The organism is Serratia sp. HRI, from assembly GCF_010119335.3.
Taxonomy (GTDB): domain Bacteria; phylum Pseudomonadota; class Gammaproteobacteria; order Enterobacterales; family Enterobacteriaceae; genus Serratia; species Serratia nevei.
In genome coordinates this window covers 3,323,668-3,338,230 of the sequence record NZ_CP083690.1, presented here as the reverse complement: position 1 = coordinate 3,338,230, position 14,563 = coordinate 3,323,668, and the positions used below count along the sequence as shown (strand labels likewise).

At 60.4% G+C, this 14,563-nt stretch carries 18 protein-coding genes and 1 other RNA gene; 12 read left to right on the top strand and 7 right to left on the bottom strand.

Going from position 1 to position 14,563, the window contains the following annotated elements; all coding sequences use genetic code 11:
- Positions 1-35: 35 nt before the first annotated feature.
- From GF111_RS16035 to GF111_RS16025, 3 genes are read right to left on the bottom strand one after another with little or no spacing between them, the layout of a single operon-like run.
- Positions 36-1,523, bottom strand: a complete 1,488-nt coding sequence (locus tag GF111_RS16035) for a UxaA family hydrolase (protein WP_147190167.1) — start codon at positions 1,521-1,523, stop codon at positions 36-38.
- Between the two features lie 20 nt (positions 1,524-1,543).
- Positions 1,544-2,956, bottom strand: a complete 1,413-nt coding sequence (uxaC, locus tag GF111_RS16030; RefSeq protein WP_060433607.1) for a glucuronate isomerase — start codon at positions 2,954-2,956, stop codon at positions 1,544-1,546.
- A gap of 55 nt (positions 2,957-3,011) precedes the next feature.
- A complete protein-coding gene (locus tag GF111_RS16025) occupies positions 3,012-3,179 on the bottom strand; it encodes a hypothetical protein (protein WP_162419975.1) in 168 nt (55 codons plus the stop codon).
- A 77-nt stretch (positions 3,180-3,256) separates the two neighbouring features.
- On the opposite strand from GF111_RS16025, the gene GF111_RS16020 reads away from it, so the two are divergent.
- From GF111_RS16020 to GF111_RS15970, 11 genes are all read left to right on the top strand, one after another.
- Positions 3,257-4,555 (top strand): MFS transporter, encoded by a 1,299-nt coding sequence (locus GF111_RS16020; protein ID WP_038879573.1) that lies wholly within the window; start codon positions 3,257-3,259, stop codon positions 4,553-4,555.
- Positions 4,556-4,674: 119 nt separating this feature from the next.
- Positions 4,675-5,451: a transcriptional regulator ExuR gene (gene exuR / locus GF111_RS16015; protein WP_038879576.1), complete on the top strand. Its 777-nt coding sequence runs from the start codon at positions 4,675-4,677 to the stop codon at positions 5,449-5,451.
- A 186-nt stretch (positions 5,452-5,637) separates the two neighbouring features.
- Complete coding sequence (locus GF111_RS16010; protein WP_048234919.1) at positions 5,638-6,084, top strand: hypothetical protein; 447 nt, start codon at positions 5,638-5,640, stop codon at positions 6,082-6,084.
- Positions 6,085-6,219: 135 nt separating this feature from the next.
- Complete coding sequence (locus GF111_RS16005; RefSeq protein ID WP_033644523.1) at positions 6,220-6,900, top strand: DedA family protein; 681 nt, start codon at positions 6,220-6,222, stop codon at positions 6,898-6,900.
- Positions 6,897-7,271, top strand: a complete 375-nt coding sequence (gene mzrA, locus GF111_RS16000; protein ID WP_004937130.1) for an EnvZ/OmpR regulon moderator MzrA — start codon at positions 6,897-6,899, stop codon at positions 7,269-7,271. Before GF111_RS16005 ends, mzrA begins: the two co-directional genes overlap by 4 nt.
- A gap of 242 nt (positions 7,272-7,513) precedes the next feature.
- Positions 7,514-7,885 carry a DUF1090 domain-containing protein gene (locus GF111_RS15995; RefSeq protein WP_038879584.1) on the top strand — a complete coding sequence of 124 codons (372 nt, stop codon included), beginning with the start codon at positions 7,514-7,516 and terminating at the stop codon, positions 7,883-7,885.
- A 165-nt stretch (positions 7,886-8,050) separates the two neighbouring features.
- The gene (locus GF111_RS15990) at positions 8,051-8,356 is read left to right on the top strand and encodes a YqjD family protein (RefSeq protein WP_004937125.1); all 306 of its coding nucleotides are present in this window, start codon (positions 8,051-8,053) and stop codon (positions 8,354-8,356) included.
- Between the two features lie 2 nt (positions 8,357-8,358).
- Positions 8,359-8,760 (top strand): phage holin family protein, encoded by a 402-nt coding sequence (locus GF111_RS15985; RefSeq protein ID WP_038879587.1) that lies wholly within the window; start codon positions 8,359-8,361, stop codon positions 8,758-8,760.
- The gene (locus GF111_RS15980; protein ID WP_004937121.1) at positions 8,757-9,044 is read left to right on the top strand and encodes a YqjK-like family protein; all 288 of its coding nucleotides are present in this window, start codon (positions 8,757-8,759) and stop codon (positions 9,042-9,044) included. The genes GF111_RS15985 and GF111_RS15980 overlap by 4 nt, the downstream gene beginning before the upstream one ends.
- 294 nt (positions 9,045-9,338) lie before the next feature.
- Entirely contained in the window at positions 9,339-9,734 is a 396-nt protein-coding gene (locus GF111_RS15975) for a DoxX family protein (RefSeq protein ID WP_004937119.1), read from the top strand.
- A gap of 70 nt (positions 9,735-9,804) precedes the next feature.
- Entirely contained in the window at positions 9,805-10,791 is a 987-nt protein-coding gene (locus tag GF111_RS15970; RefSeq protein ID WP_038879591.1) for a glutathione S-transferase family protein, read from the top strand.
- Positions 10,792-10,841: 50 nt separating this feature from the next.
- On the opposite strand, the gene GF111_RS15965 is transcribed toward GF111_RS15970, so the two are convergent.
- Positions 10,842-11,738 carry a LysR family transcriptional regulator gene (locus GF111_RS15965; RefSeq protein ID WP_004937113.1) on the bottom strand — a complete coding sequence of 299 codons (897 nt, stop codon included), beginning with the start codon at positions 11,736-11,738 and terminating at the stop codon, positions 10,842-10,844.
- Between the two features lie 107 nt (positions 11,739-11,845).
- On the opposite strand from GF111_RS15965, the gene GF111_RS15960 reads away from it, so the two are divergent.
- Positions 11,846-12,547, top strand: coding sequence for a pirin family protein (locus GF111_RS15960; RefSeq protein ID WP_038879596.1), 702 nt, complete (start codon positions 11,846-11,848; stop codon positions 12,545-12,547).
- A gap of 77 nt (positions 12,548-12,624) precedes the next feature.
- Here the strand turns inward: GF111_RS15960 and tnpA are convergent, their stop codons facing one another.
- The 3 genes from tnpA to rsmI form a co-directional block, all read right to left on the bottom strand.
- Positions 12,625-13,062, bottom strand: a complete 438-nt coding sequence (gene tnpA / locus GF111_RS15955) for an IS200/IS605 family transposase (protein ID WP_038874510.1) — start codon at positions 13,060-13,062, stop codon at positions 12,625-12,627.
- Positions 13,063-13,227: 165 nt separating this feature from the next.
- An RNA gene (gene rnpB, locus GF111_RS15950) (RNase P RNA component class A) lies at positions 13,228-13,605 on the bottom strand.
- Between the two features lie 41 nt (positions 13,606-13,646).
- Positions 13,647-14,510, bottom strand: coding sequence for a 16S rRNA (cytidine(1402)-2'-O)-methyltransferase (gene rsmI / locus GF111_RS15945; RefSeq protein ID WP_004937108.1), 864 nt, complete (start codon positions 14,508-14,510; stop codon positions 13,647-13,649).
- Positions 14,511-14,563 lie beyond the last annotated feature (53 nt).

Below are 14,563 nucleotides of genomic sequence, written 5' to 3'. Positions count from 1 at the left end.
AAAAGGCGCTCCCTCGAGCGCCTTTTTTGTCAGCTTTACAGCGTCACCCCGCTTTTAAAGATCGCCAGCTCGCGAAAGTCGTTGGTTTCATTACGCGCCGGACGCCCGTTGGCAATCTCGACAATCAGATCGATGAAGCGGCTGAGCAACGTCTCCATCGCTACGCCGTGGATCAGGCTGCCGGCGTCGAAATCGATCCAGTGCGGTTTCTTCGCCGCCAGCTCGCTGTTGGTCGCCAGCTTCACCGTCGGCACAAAGCCGCCGTACGGCGTGCCGCGCCCGGTGCTGAACAGCACCATATGGCAGCCGGCACCGGCCAGCGCGCTGGTCGCCACCGCATCGTTGCCCGGCGCGCTGAGCAGATTCAGCCCCGGCACGCGCAGCCGCTCACCGTACTTCAGCACGTCCACCACCAGGCTCAGGCCCGCTTTTTGGGTGCAGCCGAGCGATTTCTCTTCCAGCGTGGTAATGCCGCCGGCCTTATTGCCCGGCGACGGGTTCTCGTATATCGGCTGTTGATGGGCGATAAAATAGCGTTTGAAATCGTTGATCATGTCGACGGTTTTGTCGAAGGTCTCCCCATCGCGGCAGCGGCTCATCAGAATGCGCTCGGCGCCGAACATCTCCGGCACTTCGGTCAGCACCGTGGTGCCGCCGTTGGCGATCACATAATCGGAAAAGCGCCCCAGCAACGGGTTGGCGGTGATACCCGACAATCCGTCCGAACCGCCGCACTCCAGGCCGAACTTCAGCTCGCTCAGGCGGCCCGGTTCGCGGCGATCGTGGCGCATCTCCCGGTACAGCTCGTGCAACAGCGCCAGCCCGGCCTCCACCTCGTCGTCCTGCTGTTGGCACACCATAAAGCGCAGCCGCCGCTCGTCCGCCATCCCCAGCGTGGCGCGAAAGGCATCCACCTGATTGTTCTCGCACCCCAGCCCGATCACCAGCACCGCGCCGGCGTTGGGATGGCGCGCCATGTTCTGCAGCATGATGCGGGTGTTGGCATGATCCTGCCCCAGCTGCGAGCAGCCGAACGGATGGCTGAACAGATGCACGCCGTCGATCCCCTCCGCCTGCGTTTGCTGCAAAAAGCGCTGCTGGATCTGGCGGGCGATGCCGTTGACGCAGCCGACGGTCGGCACGATCCACAGTTCGTTGCGGATCCCCACGCCGCCGCCGGCCCGGCGGTACAGCTGCACCTCGCGATCCGCCGCCTGCGGCGGCAACGCCGGGAACTGCGGCTGGTAACGGTAGCTGTCCAGATCGCTCAGGTTGGTTTTGGCGTTTTGCGAATGAATATGCTCCCCGGGCCCGATAGCCACGAGCGCGTGGCCGATCGGCTGGCCATATTTGATGATGTCCTCGCCCTCGGCGATCGGGCCGAGCGCAAACTTGTGCCCGCGCGCCACCGGCTGCGCCAGCGGAAAGGCTACGCCTGCCAGCTCAACCGTTTCTCCGGCAGCCAGATCGCGCAGCGCCACCGCCACGTTATCCTGCTCGTGAATCTTTATCGTACTTTGCATAAACCGGTCCCGGATAACGGCTACGCCAGTTCTATGGCGAAATAGTTTTTGGCGTTGTCGAAGCAGATGTTTTTCACCATCTCGCCCAGCAGCGCGATATCCGCCGGCGCTTCGCCGTCCGTCACCCAGCGGCCGATCATCTGGCAAAGGATGCGACGGAAGTACTCATGGCGCGTATACGACAGGAAGCTGCGACTGTCGGTCAGCATGCCGACGAAGCGGCTCAGCAGCCCGAGCTGGGCCAGCTGCGTCATTTGGCGCTGCATGCCGTCCTTCTGATCGTTGAACCACCAGCCGGAGCCGAACTGCATCTTGCCCGGCGTGCCTTCCCCCTGAAAATTGCCGATCATGGTGCCGATCACTTCGTTATCGCGCGGGTTGAGGCAATAGAGAATGGTTTTCGGCAGGCCGCCCTGCCGCGCCTGGGCATCCAGCAGCCGCGACAGCGGCTCCGCCAGCGGCCGATCGTTGATCGAGTCGAAGCCGATATCCGGCCCGACGGCGGCCAACATGCGGCTGTTGTTATTGCGCAGCGCGCCGATGTGATATTGCTGCACCCAGCCGCGGCGCCGGTATTCGCCGGCCAGGAACAGCAGCACCGCGCTTTTGAACTGCGCGCTCTGTTCCGGCGTCGGTAGCTCGCCGTTCAGGCGACGCAGCAGGATCGCATCCAGCGTCGCTTCATCGGCTTCGCCGAACACCACCACGTCCAGCGCATGGTCGGCCACCTTGCAGCCGTGGGCGGCGAAGTGATCCATACGCTTGTACAGGGCGTCGCACAGCGTGCTGAAGCGACCGATGGCGATGTCCGCCGCCGCCTCCAGCTGCCGCAGATAGTCATTGAAGCCGGGCGCATCGATGGTGAAGGCCTTGTCCGGCCGCCAGCTCGGCAACACCTTGATATCGAAGCTATGATCGTCGGCGATCGCCCGATGGTGGCGCAGGTCGTCAATCGGATCGTCGGTGGTACCGACCATTTTCACGTTCATCTGCCGCATGATGCCGCGCGCGCGAAACTCATCCTGCGCCAGCAGCGCATTGCCGCGCTGCCAGATCTCATCCGCCGTGCTCGGCGACAGCAGCGTTCCGGTGATGCCGAACGGCCGGCGCAGCTCCAGATGCGTCCAGTGATAGAGCGGGTTACCAATGGTGTGCGGCACCGTGGCGGCCCAGGCGTCGAATTTCTCGCGATCGCCCGCATCGCCGGTGCACAGCCGCTCCGCCACGCCGTTGGTGCGCATCGCCCGCCATTTATAGTGATCGCCCCGCAGCCAGATATCGTACAGGTTGCTGAAGCGGGTATTCTCCGCGATCTGCTGCGGCGGCAAATGGCAGTGGTAATCGAAAATCGGCTGCTGTGCCGCGTAGTCATGGTACAAACGCCGGGCAAATTCGCTGTCCAGCAGGAAATCTTCGCTCAAAAACGTCGCCATCTCGGGCTCCTTACCTTACTTGCCGTGGGGCACAGGGATCGAATCACAAAAGTTATCACACCAATTTTAGCGATCGTCCAGCAAATTTTTCCCGCCATCTGCCGTTTTGCTGCCCTCCAATCCCTTTTTTGCTCGTTTTTACGGCAAATGTGCGGCATAAACGCCCTATTTCACCGGCGACAGTATCGCTCAGGCGAATAATTCCTTTTGTGATATCACTCAACTTTTAAACCTGTATGACAGGTTATTGTCTCGCCAGCCGCATCGCCGGCCATACCTTCAAACGGGGAGACATTTCGGATGCGTAAAATTAAAGGGTTACGCTGGTACATGATCGGGCTGGTGACCATCGGCACCGTGCTGGGTTACCTGACCCGCAACGCCATCGCCGTGGCGGCGCCGACGCTGGAAGATACGCTGCACATCACCACCCAGCAGTATTCCTATATCGTCGCCGCCTATTCCGCCTGCTACACCGTGATGCAGCCGGTGGCGGGCTATGTGTTGGACGTGCTCGGCACCAAGGTCGGTTACGCCATGTTCGCCATTCTTTGGGCGGTGTTCTGTATGGGCACCGCGCTGGCCAACAGCTGGGGCGGGCTGGCGCTGGCGCGCGGCGCGGTCGGCATGGCCGAGGCGGCGATGATCCCCGCCGGGCTGAAGGCCAGCAGCGAGTGGTTTCCGGCCAAAGAGCGTTCGATCGCCGTCGGCTATTTCAACGTCGGTTCGTCGATCGGCGGCATGCTCGCCCCGCCGCTGGTGGTATGGGCCATCGTGGCGCACAGCTGGGAGATGGCGTTCATCATCACCGGCGTGCTGAGCCTGATCTGGGCCATCTGCTGGCTGCTGTTCTACAAGCACCCGAAAGATCAGAAGAAACTGAGCCAGGAAGAGCGCCGTTACATCCTCGAAGGCCAGGAAGCGCAGCACCAGACCTCAAACGCCAAAAAGATGTCCGCCTGGCAGATCGTGCGCAACCGCCAGTTCTGGGGCATCGCGCTGCCGCGCTTTCTGGCGGAACCGGCCTGGGGCACCTTCAACGCCTGGATCCCACTGTTCATGTTCAAGGCCTACGGCTTTAATCTGAAAGAGATCGCCATGTTCGCCTGGATGCCGATGCTGTTCGCCGATCTCGGCTGCATCGTCGGCGGCTACCTGCCGCCGCTGTTCCAGAAATATTTCAAGGTCAATCTGATCGTCTCGCGCAAGCTGGTGGTGACGATGGGGGCGGTGCTGATGATCGGCCCCGGCATGATCGGCCTGTTCACCAGCCCTTACGCGGCTATCGCGCTACTGTGCGTCGGCGGCTTCGCCCATCAGGCGCTGTCCGGCGCGCTGATCACCCTCTCTTCCGACGTGTTCGGCCGCAATGAGGTGGCGACCGCCAACGGCCTGACCGGCATGGCGGCCTGGACCGCCAGCACGCTGTTCGCCCTGGTGGTCGGCGCCCTGGCGGACACCCTCGGCTTCAGCCCGTTGTTCGCCGCGCTGTCGGTCTTCGACATTCTCGGCGCCATCGTCATCTGGACGGTGCTGCAAAACCGCCCGGCCGCCGAAGCGCTGCCTGCCACGCTGCAGCCGGCCCCGGCGCGCAGCTGATCCCGCCGCCCGGCCGCCGCGCCGGGCCTTTTGCTCCTCTGGCAGCGGTGCCGAATAAGTGGTATAACAAATCCGATGGCCACGCGCCCCCTCCCACCGCACCGTATAGAGCATTCACTATGGAATTCACCGAAACCAGACGCCTGTATCAGCAACTGGCCGCCGAGCTTAAGCAACGTATCGAAAGCGGCCGCTACCCGGTAGGCGACAAGCTGCCGGCCGAGCGATACATCGCCGAAGAGATGAATGTCAGCCGCACCGTGGTGCGCGAAGCGATCATCATGCTGGAAGTGGAAGGCTATGTGGACGTGCGCAAGGGATCCGGGATCCACGTGGTGTCCAACCAGCAAAAACACCTGGTGGTGCCGGGCGACAGCATCGAGTTCGCCACCGCCGGTCCGTTTGAGCTGCTGCAGGCGCGCCAGCTGATCGAAAGCAACATCGCCGAATTCGCTGCCACCCAGGTGACCAAACAAGATATCGTGCAGCTGATGGAGATCCAGGAGCACGCCCGCAAAGAGGATCGCTTCCGCGACTCGCAGTGGGATCTGAAGTTCCACGTGCAGGTGGCGCTGGCCACCCAGAACACCGCCATGGCCACCATCGTAGAAAAAATGTGGGTGCAGCGGGTCAACAACCCTTACTGGAAAAAACTGCACGAGCATATCGACGAACGTTCGATCGCCAGCTGGTGCGACGATCACGATCAGATCCTCAAGGCGCTGATGCGCAAAGATCCTTACGCCGCCAAACTGGCGATGTGGCAGCACCTGGAAAACACCAAGCAGATGCTGTTTAACGCCACCAGCGACGACTTCGAATACAACGCCGACCGCTACCTGTTCGCCGAGAATCCGGTGGTGCATCTGGATGGCATGAGCCACGAGCCGAAATAGCCCAAGCGGTCAAAAACCGTCGGCTTATGTCAGGTAATGTAAAATCCGCTGAATCGATGCCGGAACCGCCGTTTGCCGTGTACTATTTCACCGTCGGCAACGTAGATTTCCCTGTTGCCAATCGTGCTATTTTGGTAGAGTTAGCCCACTTTTTTACCCATTGCTGCGGGGGCGGGACGCGAATAAATGCGCTGGTTGTTTGCCATGCTGATTGCTGTTTTCTGCTGGACCGGTTCGGTCTCCGGCCAACAGCTATGCGTGGCGTTACCCAAGCCAACTCCCAGCGCGCTGAGCAGCCTGCCGCTGCTGGCGGAGCCGGCGCTTTCCCCCTATGATCATGTGTATCGGGCACCGGCCGAAGCGCGCCGCAAAGCCCCCGGCAAGTTGCCGCTGCTGCTGCCCAGAGCGCACTCTTTCCCCGGTTCGCTGCTCGCGTCCTCCCTGACGGCACCGGTCTATACCCTGGCCGCAGAGCCGGGCTACCGAATTCGTTTCCCCCGCCAGGACACCCCGGCCCCCAACCGGCTTGCCCAGGTCGACTGGATGCTGGACGCCTCCAGGCAACAGAGCCGGCAGGCCGGCTGGAAAGAAAGCAATATGCAGTACCGTGGCACGCTGACTTACCACCTATGACCGGTGTCGCACCGCTTAGAAACCTTAAAGCAACGCCGTTTCATCGTTATCAGCATTAGGATCGCCGCGCGCTTTCAGCCCACGCCCGCTCCGCCGCTGAGATAAAAATAAACAATGACGTTTTAGGAACACCGGATGGACATCATTAAAGAACTGATACATGCCTTATGGCAGCAGGATTTTGAGACGCTGGCGAACCCTTCGTTGGTGTGGACCCTCTACATCCTGCTGTTCATGATCCTGTTTTTGGAAAACGGCCTGCTGCCGGCCGCTTTCCTGCCGGGCGACAGCCTGCTGATCCTGGTCGGCGTACTGATCGCCAAAGGCACCATGGGCTTCCCGCTGACCATCGTTATCCTGACCGTCGCCGCCAGCCTGGGGTGCTGGGTCAGTTACATACAGGGCCGATGGCTCGGCAATACGCGAACGGTGCAAGGCTGGCTTTCGCACCTGCCGGCCCACTACCATCAGCGCGCTCACAACCTGTTCCACCGCCACGGGCTTTCCGCCCTGTTGGTCGGCCGCTTCCTGGCCTTCGTGCGCACCCTGCTGCCAACCATCGCCGGCCTGTCCGGCCTGAGCAACGCACGCTTCCAGTTCTTCAACTGGATGAGCGGCCTGCTGTGGGTCTTGATCCTGACGACGCTGGGCTTCGCCCTCGGAAAAACCCCGGTGTTCCGCAAGTATGAAGATCAGCTGATGTTCTGCCTGATGATGTTGCCGCTGGTGTTGCTGGTGGTCGGGCTGGTCGGCTCGCTGATCGTGCTGTGGCGCAAGAAACGCGCCAGCGGCCAGAACCCGGGGAAAGGGGCGTGACAGCAAAGCGCCCGCGCTGGCAATACGTCTTGATGATCGCGCTCGCCCTGCTGGCGTTGGCGACGCTGTTGGTGCCCTGCATGGTGCGTACCGAGAGCGAGCTGCGCATTCGCGCCAGCCAGCAAGGGCTGTCGCTGCCCGACGGTTTTTACGTCTACCAGCGCCTGGATGAGCGCGGCATCCGCATCAAAAGCATTACGCCGGAAGGCGATGGCCTGGTCATCCGTCTGGATTCGCCGGAGCAGCAATTGCTGGCGCGCGAAGCGCTGCAAACCATCCTACCGCCCGGTTACCACATCGCGTTGAGCGAGTCCCCCGTGCCGTCGCATTGGGTACGCGAATTTGCGCGTTCCCCACTCAACCTGGGATAATCCCCCTTCATATGAAGGGGTTTCCTTTCATTGCCATTATCTTCATTTTCATTCGCATCGATTAGCTCAAGAATTAATCAGTCGGCACCGAGTCACGGCTGATTCTTTGGGGGCACGCCGGTTTCATGACTATGCTGAAGGGTAACTTCAGCCGGCGATGAACGCCCTCCTCTCGCGCTGCTGCCTTCGGCAGTCAGGAAAGCGGATGCCTGTTCAGGCATCCCATGAAAAGGAACTGAAAGATGAAATTACGCCACTCACTGTTACTGCTGTTGCCACTCTGCACGCTGCCGGCGTTCGCTTCGGCCGCTGAGGGCGGCTGCGCCGCCAAAGCGCAAGACATCCAGCAGCAAATCGACTACGCCACCCAACACGGCAACACCCACCGCGTGGACGGGCTGAAAAAAGCGCTGAGCGAAGTGCAGACTCACTGTACCGAAGCCGGCCTGCAGGCCGAACGCCAGAAAAATATCGCGGAAAAGCAGCGTAAGGTCGACGAGCGCCGACAGGAGCTGAAAGAAGCGCAGCAAACCGGCAAGCTGGACAAGGTCGCCAAGAAGCAGCAAAAGCTGGCGGAAGCGCAGGCTGAGTTGAAACGCGCCCAGGCGGAATAATTTTTTTTACACCAGCGGATTTATCGATGAGAGCCCCATCACACGGGATTTCTTAAGCATATGGAATTGATGTCTGGTGTTATCTGCTGGCCATCACCCCTTTGCTCCGGCGAAAAAATCCGCTATGTTAAAAGTCTGTCGAAATAAACGTTAAGGAATAATCACATGGCACATGATTCAAATGCAGAAAACTTACGCGCTGAACTGAAGTCCTTAGCCGATACGCTCGAGGAAGTGCTGAACTCCTCCACCGACAAGCCGAAAGCCGAGCTGGAGAAGCTGCGTTCGAAAGCGGAAGGCGCGCTGAAAGAGACCCGCGCTCGCCTGAGCGACGCCGGTGACAAGCTGGCTTCGCAAACCAAACAGATCGCCGGTCAGGCCGACGATTACGTGCGCGACAACCCGTGGACCGGCATCGGTATCGGCGCGGCGGTCGGCGTCGTGCTGGGCGTGCTGCTCGCGCGTCGTTAATCATGGCTGAACAACCGCAAGTGCGCGCGCAGGGCCCCGCTAAAGGGGTCCTGGATATCGGTCAGCGCATCATCACGATCCTGGTCGGCATGGTGGAAACCCGTGTCCGGCTGGCGGTGGTCGAGCTGGAAGAGGAGAAAGTCAATCTCATTCAGCTGCTGATCATGGCCGGCATGACGCTGCTGTTCACCGCCTTCGGTTTGATGAGCCTGCTGATCCTGATCTTCTGGGCCATCGATCCGGTCTACCGGCTGGTGGCGCTGGGCGCCACGACCGGCGTGCTGCTGTTCCTGGCCGTGGTCGGCACCATCTGGACGCTGGTCAAGGCCCGTCGCACCACGCTGCTCGGCGCCACGCGCAAGCAGCTGGAACTCGACCGCGCCGAACTGGAGCGCGAGCCATGAGCCGCCGCCGCTACCTGGAATGGAAAAAAGAGAGGCTGATTCGCCAGATCCAGCAGCAACGCCTGGATCTGGCCGAACACAAGTCTCTGTGGCTGGAGAAGACCGAACGCATCGACCGCGGCTGGCAAACGGTGTTTGGCCTGCGCCGCTATCTGGTGCTCGGTTCCAGCGTCATGGCGCTGTACGGTATCCGCCACCCCAGCAAGATGATCCGCTGGTCGCGCCGCGCGTTCGGTGCCTGGAGCGCTATCCGCCTGTTTAAAAAGACCTTCTCCGCCAAGTAAGCCCCACATTTTTCCTTCAAACATCCTGTTGCTCCGCCCTCGTTTTCCCCCTAAAACAGCGCTGCTTATCCCGAGGGCCGGGCAACCTGCTGACCAGCGTCAGTTTATTAGCACGCTAAAGATTCAGATTTTTTGAAAAATTACGACAGTTTTACTTGCTAACAACCTGAGCACTTCCCGCTTAACATTCACTCCATCAATACGATATGGGCCGGACAGGGTGAGAGACCCGATATACCGCCCGTTGATATGACTACCGCCGAACAGGCGCACAAAAACACTTTGGAGTAGATGATGAAAAAATTAGAAGATACAGGTTTGCTGGTTGCTCGTATTCTGATGCCAATCCTGTTTATCGTGGCAGGCTACGGCAAAATGGGTGACGCTTATGCCGGTACCCAACAGTACATGCAATCGATGGGCGTGCCTGGCTTCTTGCTGCCGCTGACCATCCTGCTGGAATTTGGCGGCGGTCTGGCGATCCTGTTCGGTTTCCTGACCCGCACCGTAGCGCTGTTCACTGCCGGCTTCACCATTCTGACCGCGCTGCTGTTCCACACTGACTTTGCGGAAGGCGTAAACCAGCTGATGTTCATGAAAAACCTGACCATCGCCGGTGGCTTCATCGTGTTGGCGGTTGCAGGCCCGGGCGGCTTCAGCATCGACCGTCTTCTGAACAAGAAATGGTAATCTAAACTGTCATTCAGGGCCCGGCATGCCGGGCCCTGTCGCTTTTCACTCGGACACCAAGGAGATTCCCATGGGACAACTCGTCGATGGCGTTTGGCAAGACATCTGGTATGACACGAAGTCTACCGGCGGCCGTTTCAAACGTTCAACCGCTCAGTTTCGCAATTGGGTGACCGCCGACGGTCAGCCGGGCGAACACGGCGTGGGCGGCTTCCAGGCCGAAGCCGGCCGTTATCACCTGTACGTTTCTCTCGCCTGCCCCTGGGCGCACCGCACGCTGCTGATGCGCAAACTGAAAGGGCTGGAGCAGATCATTCCGGTCTCGGTGGTGCACCCGCTGATGCTGGAAAACGGCTGGACCTTCGGCCAGGATTTTCCTGAAACCACCGGCGATCCGCTGTATCACGCCGACTTCCTGTATCAGATCTACCTGCAGGCCGATCCGCACTACAGCGGGCGCGTGACCGTGCCGGTGCTGTGGGATAAACAGCGGCAAACCATCGTCAGCAACGAATCCGCCGACATCATCCGCATGTTCAACAGCGCGTTTGACGGCGTGGGCGCCCGCGCGGGCGATTACTACCCGGCCGAGCTGCGCGGCAAAATCGATGAGCTGAACGGTTGGATTTACGATCAAGTGAACAACGGCGTGTACAAGGCCGGTTTCGCCACCAGCCAGGAAGCCTATGACGAAGCGGTCAACGGGGTCTTCAACGCGCTGGAGCGCCTGGAGCAAATCCTGGGGCAGCACCGCTACCTGACCGGCGATCGGCTGACCGAAGCCGACCTGCGCCTGTGGACCACGCTGGTGCGCTTCGATCCGGTGTACGTCACCCACTTCAAGTGCGATAAACACCGCATCAGCGACTACCTGAACCTGTACGGTTTCCTGCGCGACATCTACCAGATGCCGGGCATCGCCGACACGGTCAGCCTGCCGCACATTCGCAACCACTACTACCGCAGCCACGCCACCATCAACCCGCACGGCATCATTTCCATCGGGCCGGCGCAGGATCTGGACGAGCCGCACGACCGCGATCGGTTCTTCGGCTAAGGCAAAAAAATCCCCTTGCCGCCCGGCAAGGGGATCTCATGCCACCGACGTTAGCGCTGCGCGAACAGGCGCGGAATTTCGCGCAGGAACCAGGCTTTCGCCTCCCCCATGCTGTCGCGCCGCCAGGCCATGATGATGTCGGCTTCTCGGCTGTATTCCGGCCCTACCACGCGAAGCCGTCCGGCCTCGATATCTTTTTCCACCATCGGGTACGGCATGGTCGCCACCCCCAATCCGGCCAGCAGCGCCAGACGCTTGTCTTCGATGGTGCTCACCGTCAGACGCTGCTGCTTATCCAGCAGCTGCACGGTCAACACCGGGCGCTCGCGGGCGGTATCCGCCACCGCGATGCCGCGGTACTTCACGCGGGTCACCTCGGACAACGGCTCCGGCTCCTGGTGGATAGGATGATCCGGCGCGGCGACGTAGACGCTCATCACCTTGTACAGTTTGCGGGTGTTGATCTCCGACGACGCGCGAAAATGCATGTCCGGCGCGATCACGATGTCGGCGCGCCCCTGTTCCAGCCGCTCCCAGGCGCCCGCCAGCACTTCGGTGAAAATCGACACCTGGGTGTTGGCCTTCAGCGCCAGCTTGTCCACCAGCGGAAACAGCAGGCTCGGCGGTGACAGCGCTTCGCTGACGATGGTCAGGTGGGTTTCCCAACCGCGCGCCAGCGCCTCGGCGTCGGTGGTCAGCTTGTCAGCCGCTTCCAGCAGCACCCGCCCGCGCTCCAGCAACATGCGCCCCACGTTGGTGAACTTGGTGCGGTGGCCCGAGCGGTCGAACAGCACCACGTCCAATTCTTCTTCCAATTTTTGCATGGTGTAGCTGAGCGCCGACGGCACCCGGCCCAATTCGTCGGCGGCCGCGGCGAAGCTGCCGCGCCGGTCGATCGCGTCCATCACTCTCAGCGCCTCAAGCGTGAGTGCCCGATCTCTGGCCATCACATCCCTCTGTCAGGAAATTTGAATATGCCGACCAGATTAACTGGCTAACAATCCGACGTCCAGATGCTTACCATTTGGATAATGAATTTAGAGAGCCGATTGCCATGATTACATGCAGAACAGCACAACAATGCGGGCAAGCTGACTTTGGTTGGCTGCAGGCTCGCTACACCTTTTCCTTTGGTCACTACTTCGATCCCAAACTGATGGGCTATGCGTCGCTGCGGGTGCTGAATCAGGAAGTGCTGGCGCCGGGCGCGTCGTTCCAGCCGCGCACCTATCCCAGCGTGGATATCCTGAACCTGATCCTGCAGGGCGAGGCGGAATACCGCGACAGCGACGGCAACGCCGCGCGCGCCAAAGCTGGCGAAGCGCTGCTGCTGGCCACCCAGCCGGGCCTGAGCTACAGCGAACAGAACGTCAGCAGCGATACGCCGCTGACCCGCCTGCAGCTGTGGCTGGACGCCTGCCCGGAACGCAGCAACGAGCGGGTGCAGCGCCTGACGCTGCCGGCGGCGGGCAACCTGCTGCTGGCCTCACCGGACGGCGCGCAGGGCAGCCTGCAGCTGCGCCAGCAGGTCTGGATCCACCATCTCGATCTGCAGCCGGGCGAAGAGCAAACGCTGACGATTAACGGGCCGCGCGCCTATTTGCAGTCGATTCACGGCACCATCGCCGCCACCGGCGAACGCCACGAAGTGCAGCGCCTGACCTGCGGCGACGGCGCCTTCGTGCGCGAGGAGAATCGCCTGACGATCCGCGCCGAAACGCCGCTGCGCGCGCTGCTGATTGACCTGCCGGTGTAAACCGGCCGGAAAGTAAAAGACCACCTCCTGAGGAGGTGGCTTTACACGACGCCCCCTAAAAGGGGGCCATTTTCGAGTTAATCCTGCAACAACTCCATCTGCTGTTCGATCTCTTGGTCCTTCTTATCCTGATGCCTCACGTATCGCCTGATAATTTCTTCGTTTACTCCTACCGTATCGACAAAGTATCCCCTTGCCCAAAAATGATTGCCCCACAACTTCTTTCGTATATGTGGAAAACGATTGTAAAGCCGGATTGCACTGCGTCCTTTCAGGACGCCCATCAACGTCGAAATCGATAGCTTCGGGGGGACTATCACGACCAGATGCACATGATCTGGCTGAATATTTAGCTCAAGGACTTCACAGTCCTTCATGTTGCAGAGGATATAAATTGTTCGGTAGAGCTCTTTACCCACCTTGTCGCGGAGGATTTTAAATCGATACTTCGGCGTCCACACCAGGTGGTATTTGCAACGCCAGAACACATGTGATGAACTCCTGTATAAACCCATGTTGGTGATTTCCTTCTTACTTGTGGTGAGTAAGCTGGAATATTCCGGCATGGGTTTCCTTCAGGCTAGAGCCTCACAGGTTCAATCACCACCTCCTTAGGAGGTGGTTTAAGGCTTACAACGAAAAACCCCACGCAACTGACGTTGCGCGGGGTTTTCTTTTGTCGAGGGAGTTGACCGGTAAGCCGGGTTCTGTCGTGGACAGTCATTCCTCTAGGCCAGCAATCGCTCACTGGCTCAAGCAGCCTACCCGGGTTCAGTACGGGCCGTACCATGTGAACCCCTATTTGGCCTTGCTCCGGGTGGAGTTTACCGTGCCACGAACTGTTGCCAGCCGCGCGGTGCGCTCTTACCGCACCCTTTCACCCTTACCTGATCCCGCTTGCGCGGGCCATCGGCGGTTTGCTCTCTGTTGCACTAGTCGTAGGCTTGCGCCTCCCAGGCGTTACCTGGCACCCTGCCCTATGGAGCCCGGACTTTCCTCCCCTCCATCTGTCTCCCCGAAGAGGACGGCAATGAAGCGGCGACTGTCTGGTCAACTCCGGCGCGGATAGTAGCGTCGCGGCGGCGGCAGGTCAACCGCTTTACGGCTGTTGTTGCTCCAGCGCGTGCTTATACAGCGCATTTTTCTTCACGCCGTGGATTTCGGCCGCCAGCGCCGCCGCCTTTTTCAGCGGCAGCTCTTTTTGCAGGAGCGCCAGCGTGCGCAGCGCCTCGAGCGGCAGCGCATCCTCCTGCGCCTTGTGGCCTTCGACGATCAGCACCATCTCGCCGCGGCGGCGCACTTCATCTTCCTGCACCCACGCCAGCAGTTCGCCCACCGGTGCGCCGTGGATAGATTCCCAGGTTTTGGTCAGCTCGCGCGCCAGCACCACATAGCGCTGCGGGCCCCAGACGGTGACCATGTCCTGCAGGCTTTCCAGCAGACGGTGAGTGGATTCGTAGAAAATCAGCGTGCGCGGTTCCTCCGCCAGCGCCATCAGCGTATCCTTGCGCCCCTTGGTTTTCGCCGGCAGGAAGCCTTCGTAGCAGAAGCGGTCGGAAGCGACGCCCGCAGCGCACAGCGCGGTGGTGGCGGCGCAGGCGCCCGGCAGCGGCACCACGCGAATGCCGGCCTCGCGGCAGCGGCGCACCAGGTGATAACCGGGATCGTTGATCAGCGGCGTGCCGGCGTCGGACACCAGCGCGATGCTCTGGCCTTCCTGCAGTTTCGCCAGCAGCTGATCGGCTTTTTGCTGTTCGTTGTGGTCATGCAGCGCGAACAGACGCGCGTTGATCGCGAAGTGTTGCAGCAGCAATCCGGTATGGCGCGTGTCTTCCGCCGCGATCAGATCAACGCTTTTCAGTACCTCTAACGCACGGTGAGTGATATCGCCCAGATTGCCGATGGGGGTGGGCACCACATACAGCGTTGATGCAGAAATGACTGATTGTTGGTGTTGATTCATTGTTTCATCCGGGTTGCCGATTTAATATTGAGCATCTTGAAAAAAACATCACT

Excerpts from the sequence above, each read along its gene's own strand:
- GF111_RS16035 (WP_147190167.1), bottom strand. The coding sequence starts at position 1,523 with ATGCAAAGTACGATAAAGATTCACGAGCAGGATAACGTGGCGGTGGCG.
- uxaC (WP_060433607.1), bottom strand. The coding sequence starts at position 2,956 with ATGGCGACGTTTTTGAGCGAAGATTTCCTGCTGGACAGCGAATTTGCC.
- GF111_RS16020 (WP_038879573.1), top strand. The coding sequence starts at position 3,257 with ATGCGTAAAATTAAAGGGTTACGCTGGTACATGATCGGGCTGGTGACC.
- exuR (WP_038879576.1), top strand. The coding sequence starts at position 4,675 with ATGGAATTCACCGAAACCAGACGCCTGTATCAGCAACTGGCCGCCGAG.
- GF111_RS16010 (WP_048234919.1), top strand. The coding sequence starts at position 5,638 with ATGCGCTGGTTGTTTGCCATGCTGATTGCTGTTTTCTGCTGGACCGGT.
- GF111_RS16005 (WP_033644523.1), top strand. The coding sequence starts at position 6,220 with ATGGACATCATTAAAGAACTGATACATGCCTTATGGCAGCAGGATTTT.
- GF111_RS15995 (WP_038879584.1), top strand. The coding sequence starts at position 7,514 with ATGAAATTACGCCACTCACTGTTACTGCTGTTGCCACTCTGCACGCTG.
- GF111_RS15990 (WP_004937125.1), top strand. The coding sequence starts at position 8,051 with ATGGCACATGATTCAAATGCAGAAAACTTACGCGCTGAACTGAAGTCC.
- GF111_RS15985 (WP_038879587.1), top strand. The coding sequence starts at position 8,359 with ATGGCTGAACAACCGCAAGTGCGCGCGCAGGGCCCCGCTAAAGGGGTC.
- GF111_RS15980 (WP_004937121.1), top strand. The coding sequence starts at position 8,757 with ATGAGCCGCCGCCGCTACCTGGAATGGAAAAAAGAGAGGCTGATTCGC.
- GF111_RS15975 (WP_004937119.1), top strand. The coding sequence starts at position 9,339 with ATGAAAAAATTAGAAGATACAGGTTTGCTGGTTGCTCGTATTCTGATG.
- GF111_RS15970 (WP_038879591.1), top strand. The coding sequence starts at position 9,805 with ATGGGACAACTCGTCGATGGCGTTTGGCAAGACATCTGGTATGACACG.
- GF111_RS15965 (WP_004937113.1), bottom strand. The coding sequence starts at position 11,738 with ATGGCCAGAGATCGGGCACTCACGCTTGAGGCGCTGAGAGTGATGGAC.
- GF111_RS15960 (WP_038879596.1), top strand. The coding sequence starts at position 11,846 with ATGATTACATGCAGAACAGCACAACAATGCGGGCAAGCTGACTTTGGT.
- tnpA (WP_038874510.1), bottom strand. The coding sequence starts at position 13,062 with ATGGGTTTATACAGGAGTTCATCACATGTGTTCTGGCGTTGCAAATAC.
- rsmI (WP_004937108.1), bottom strand. The coding sequence starts at position 14,510 with ATGAATCAACACCAACAATCAGTCATTTCTGCATCAACGCTGTATGTG.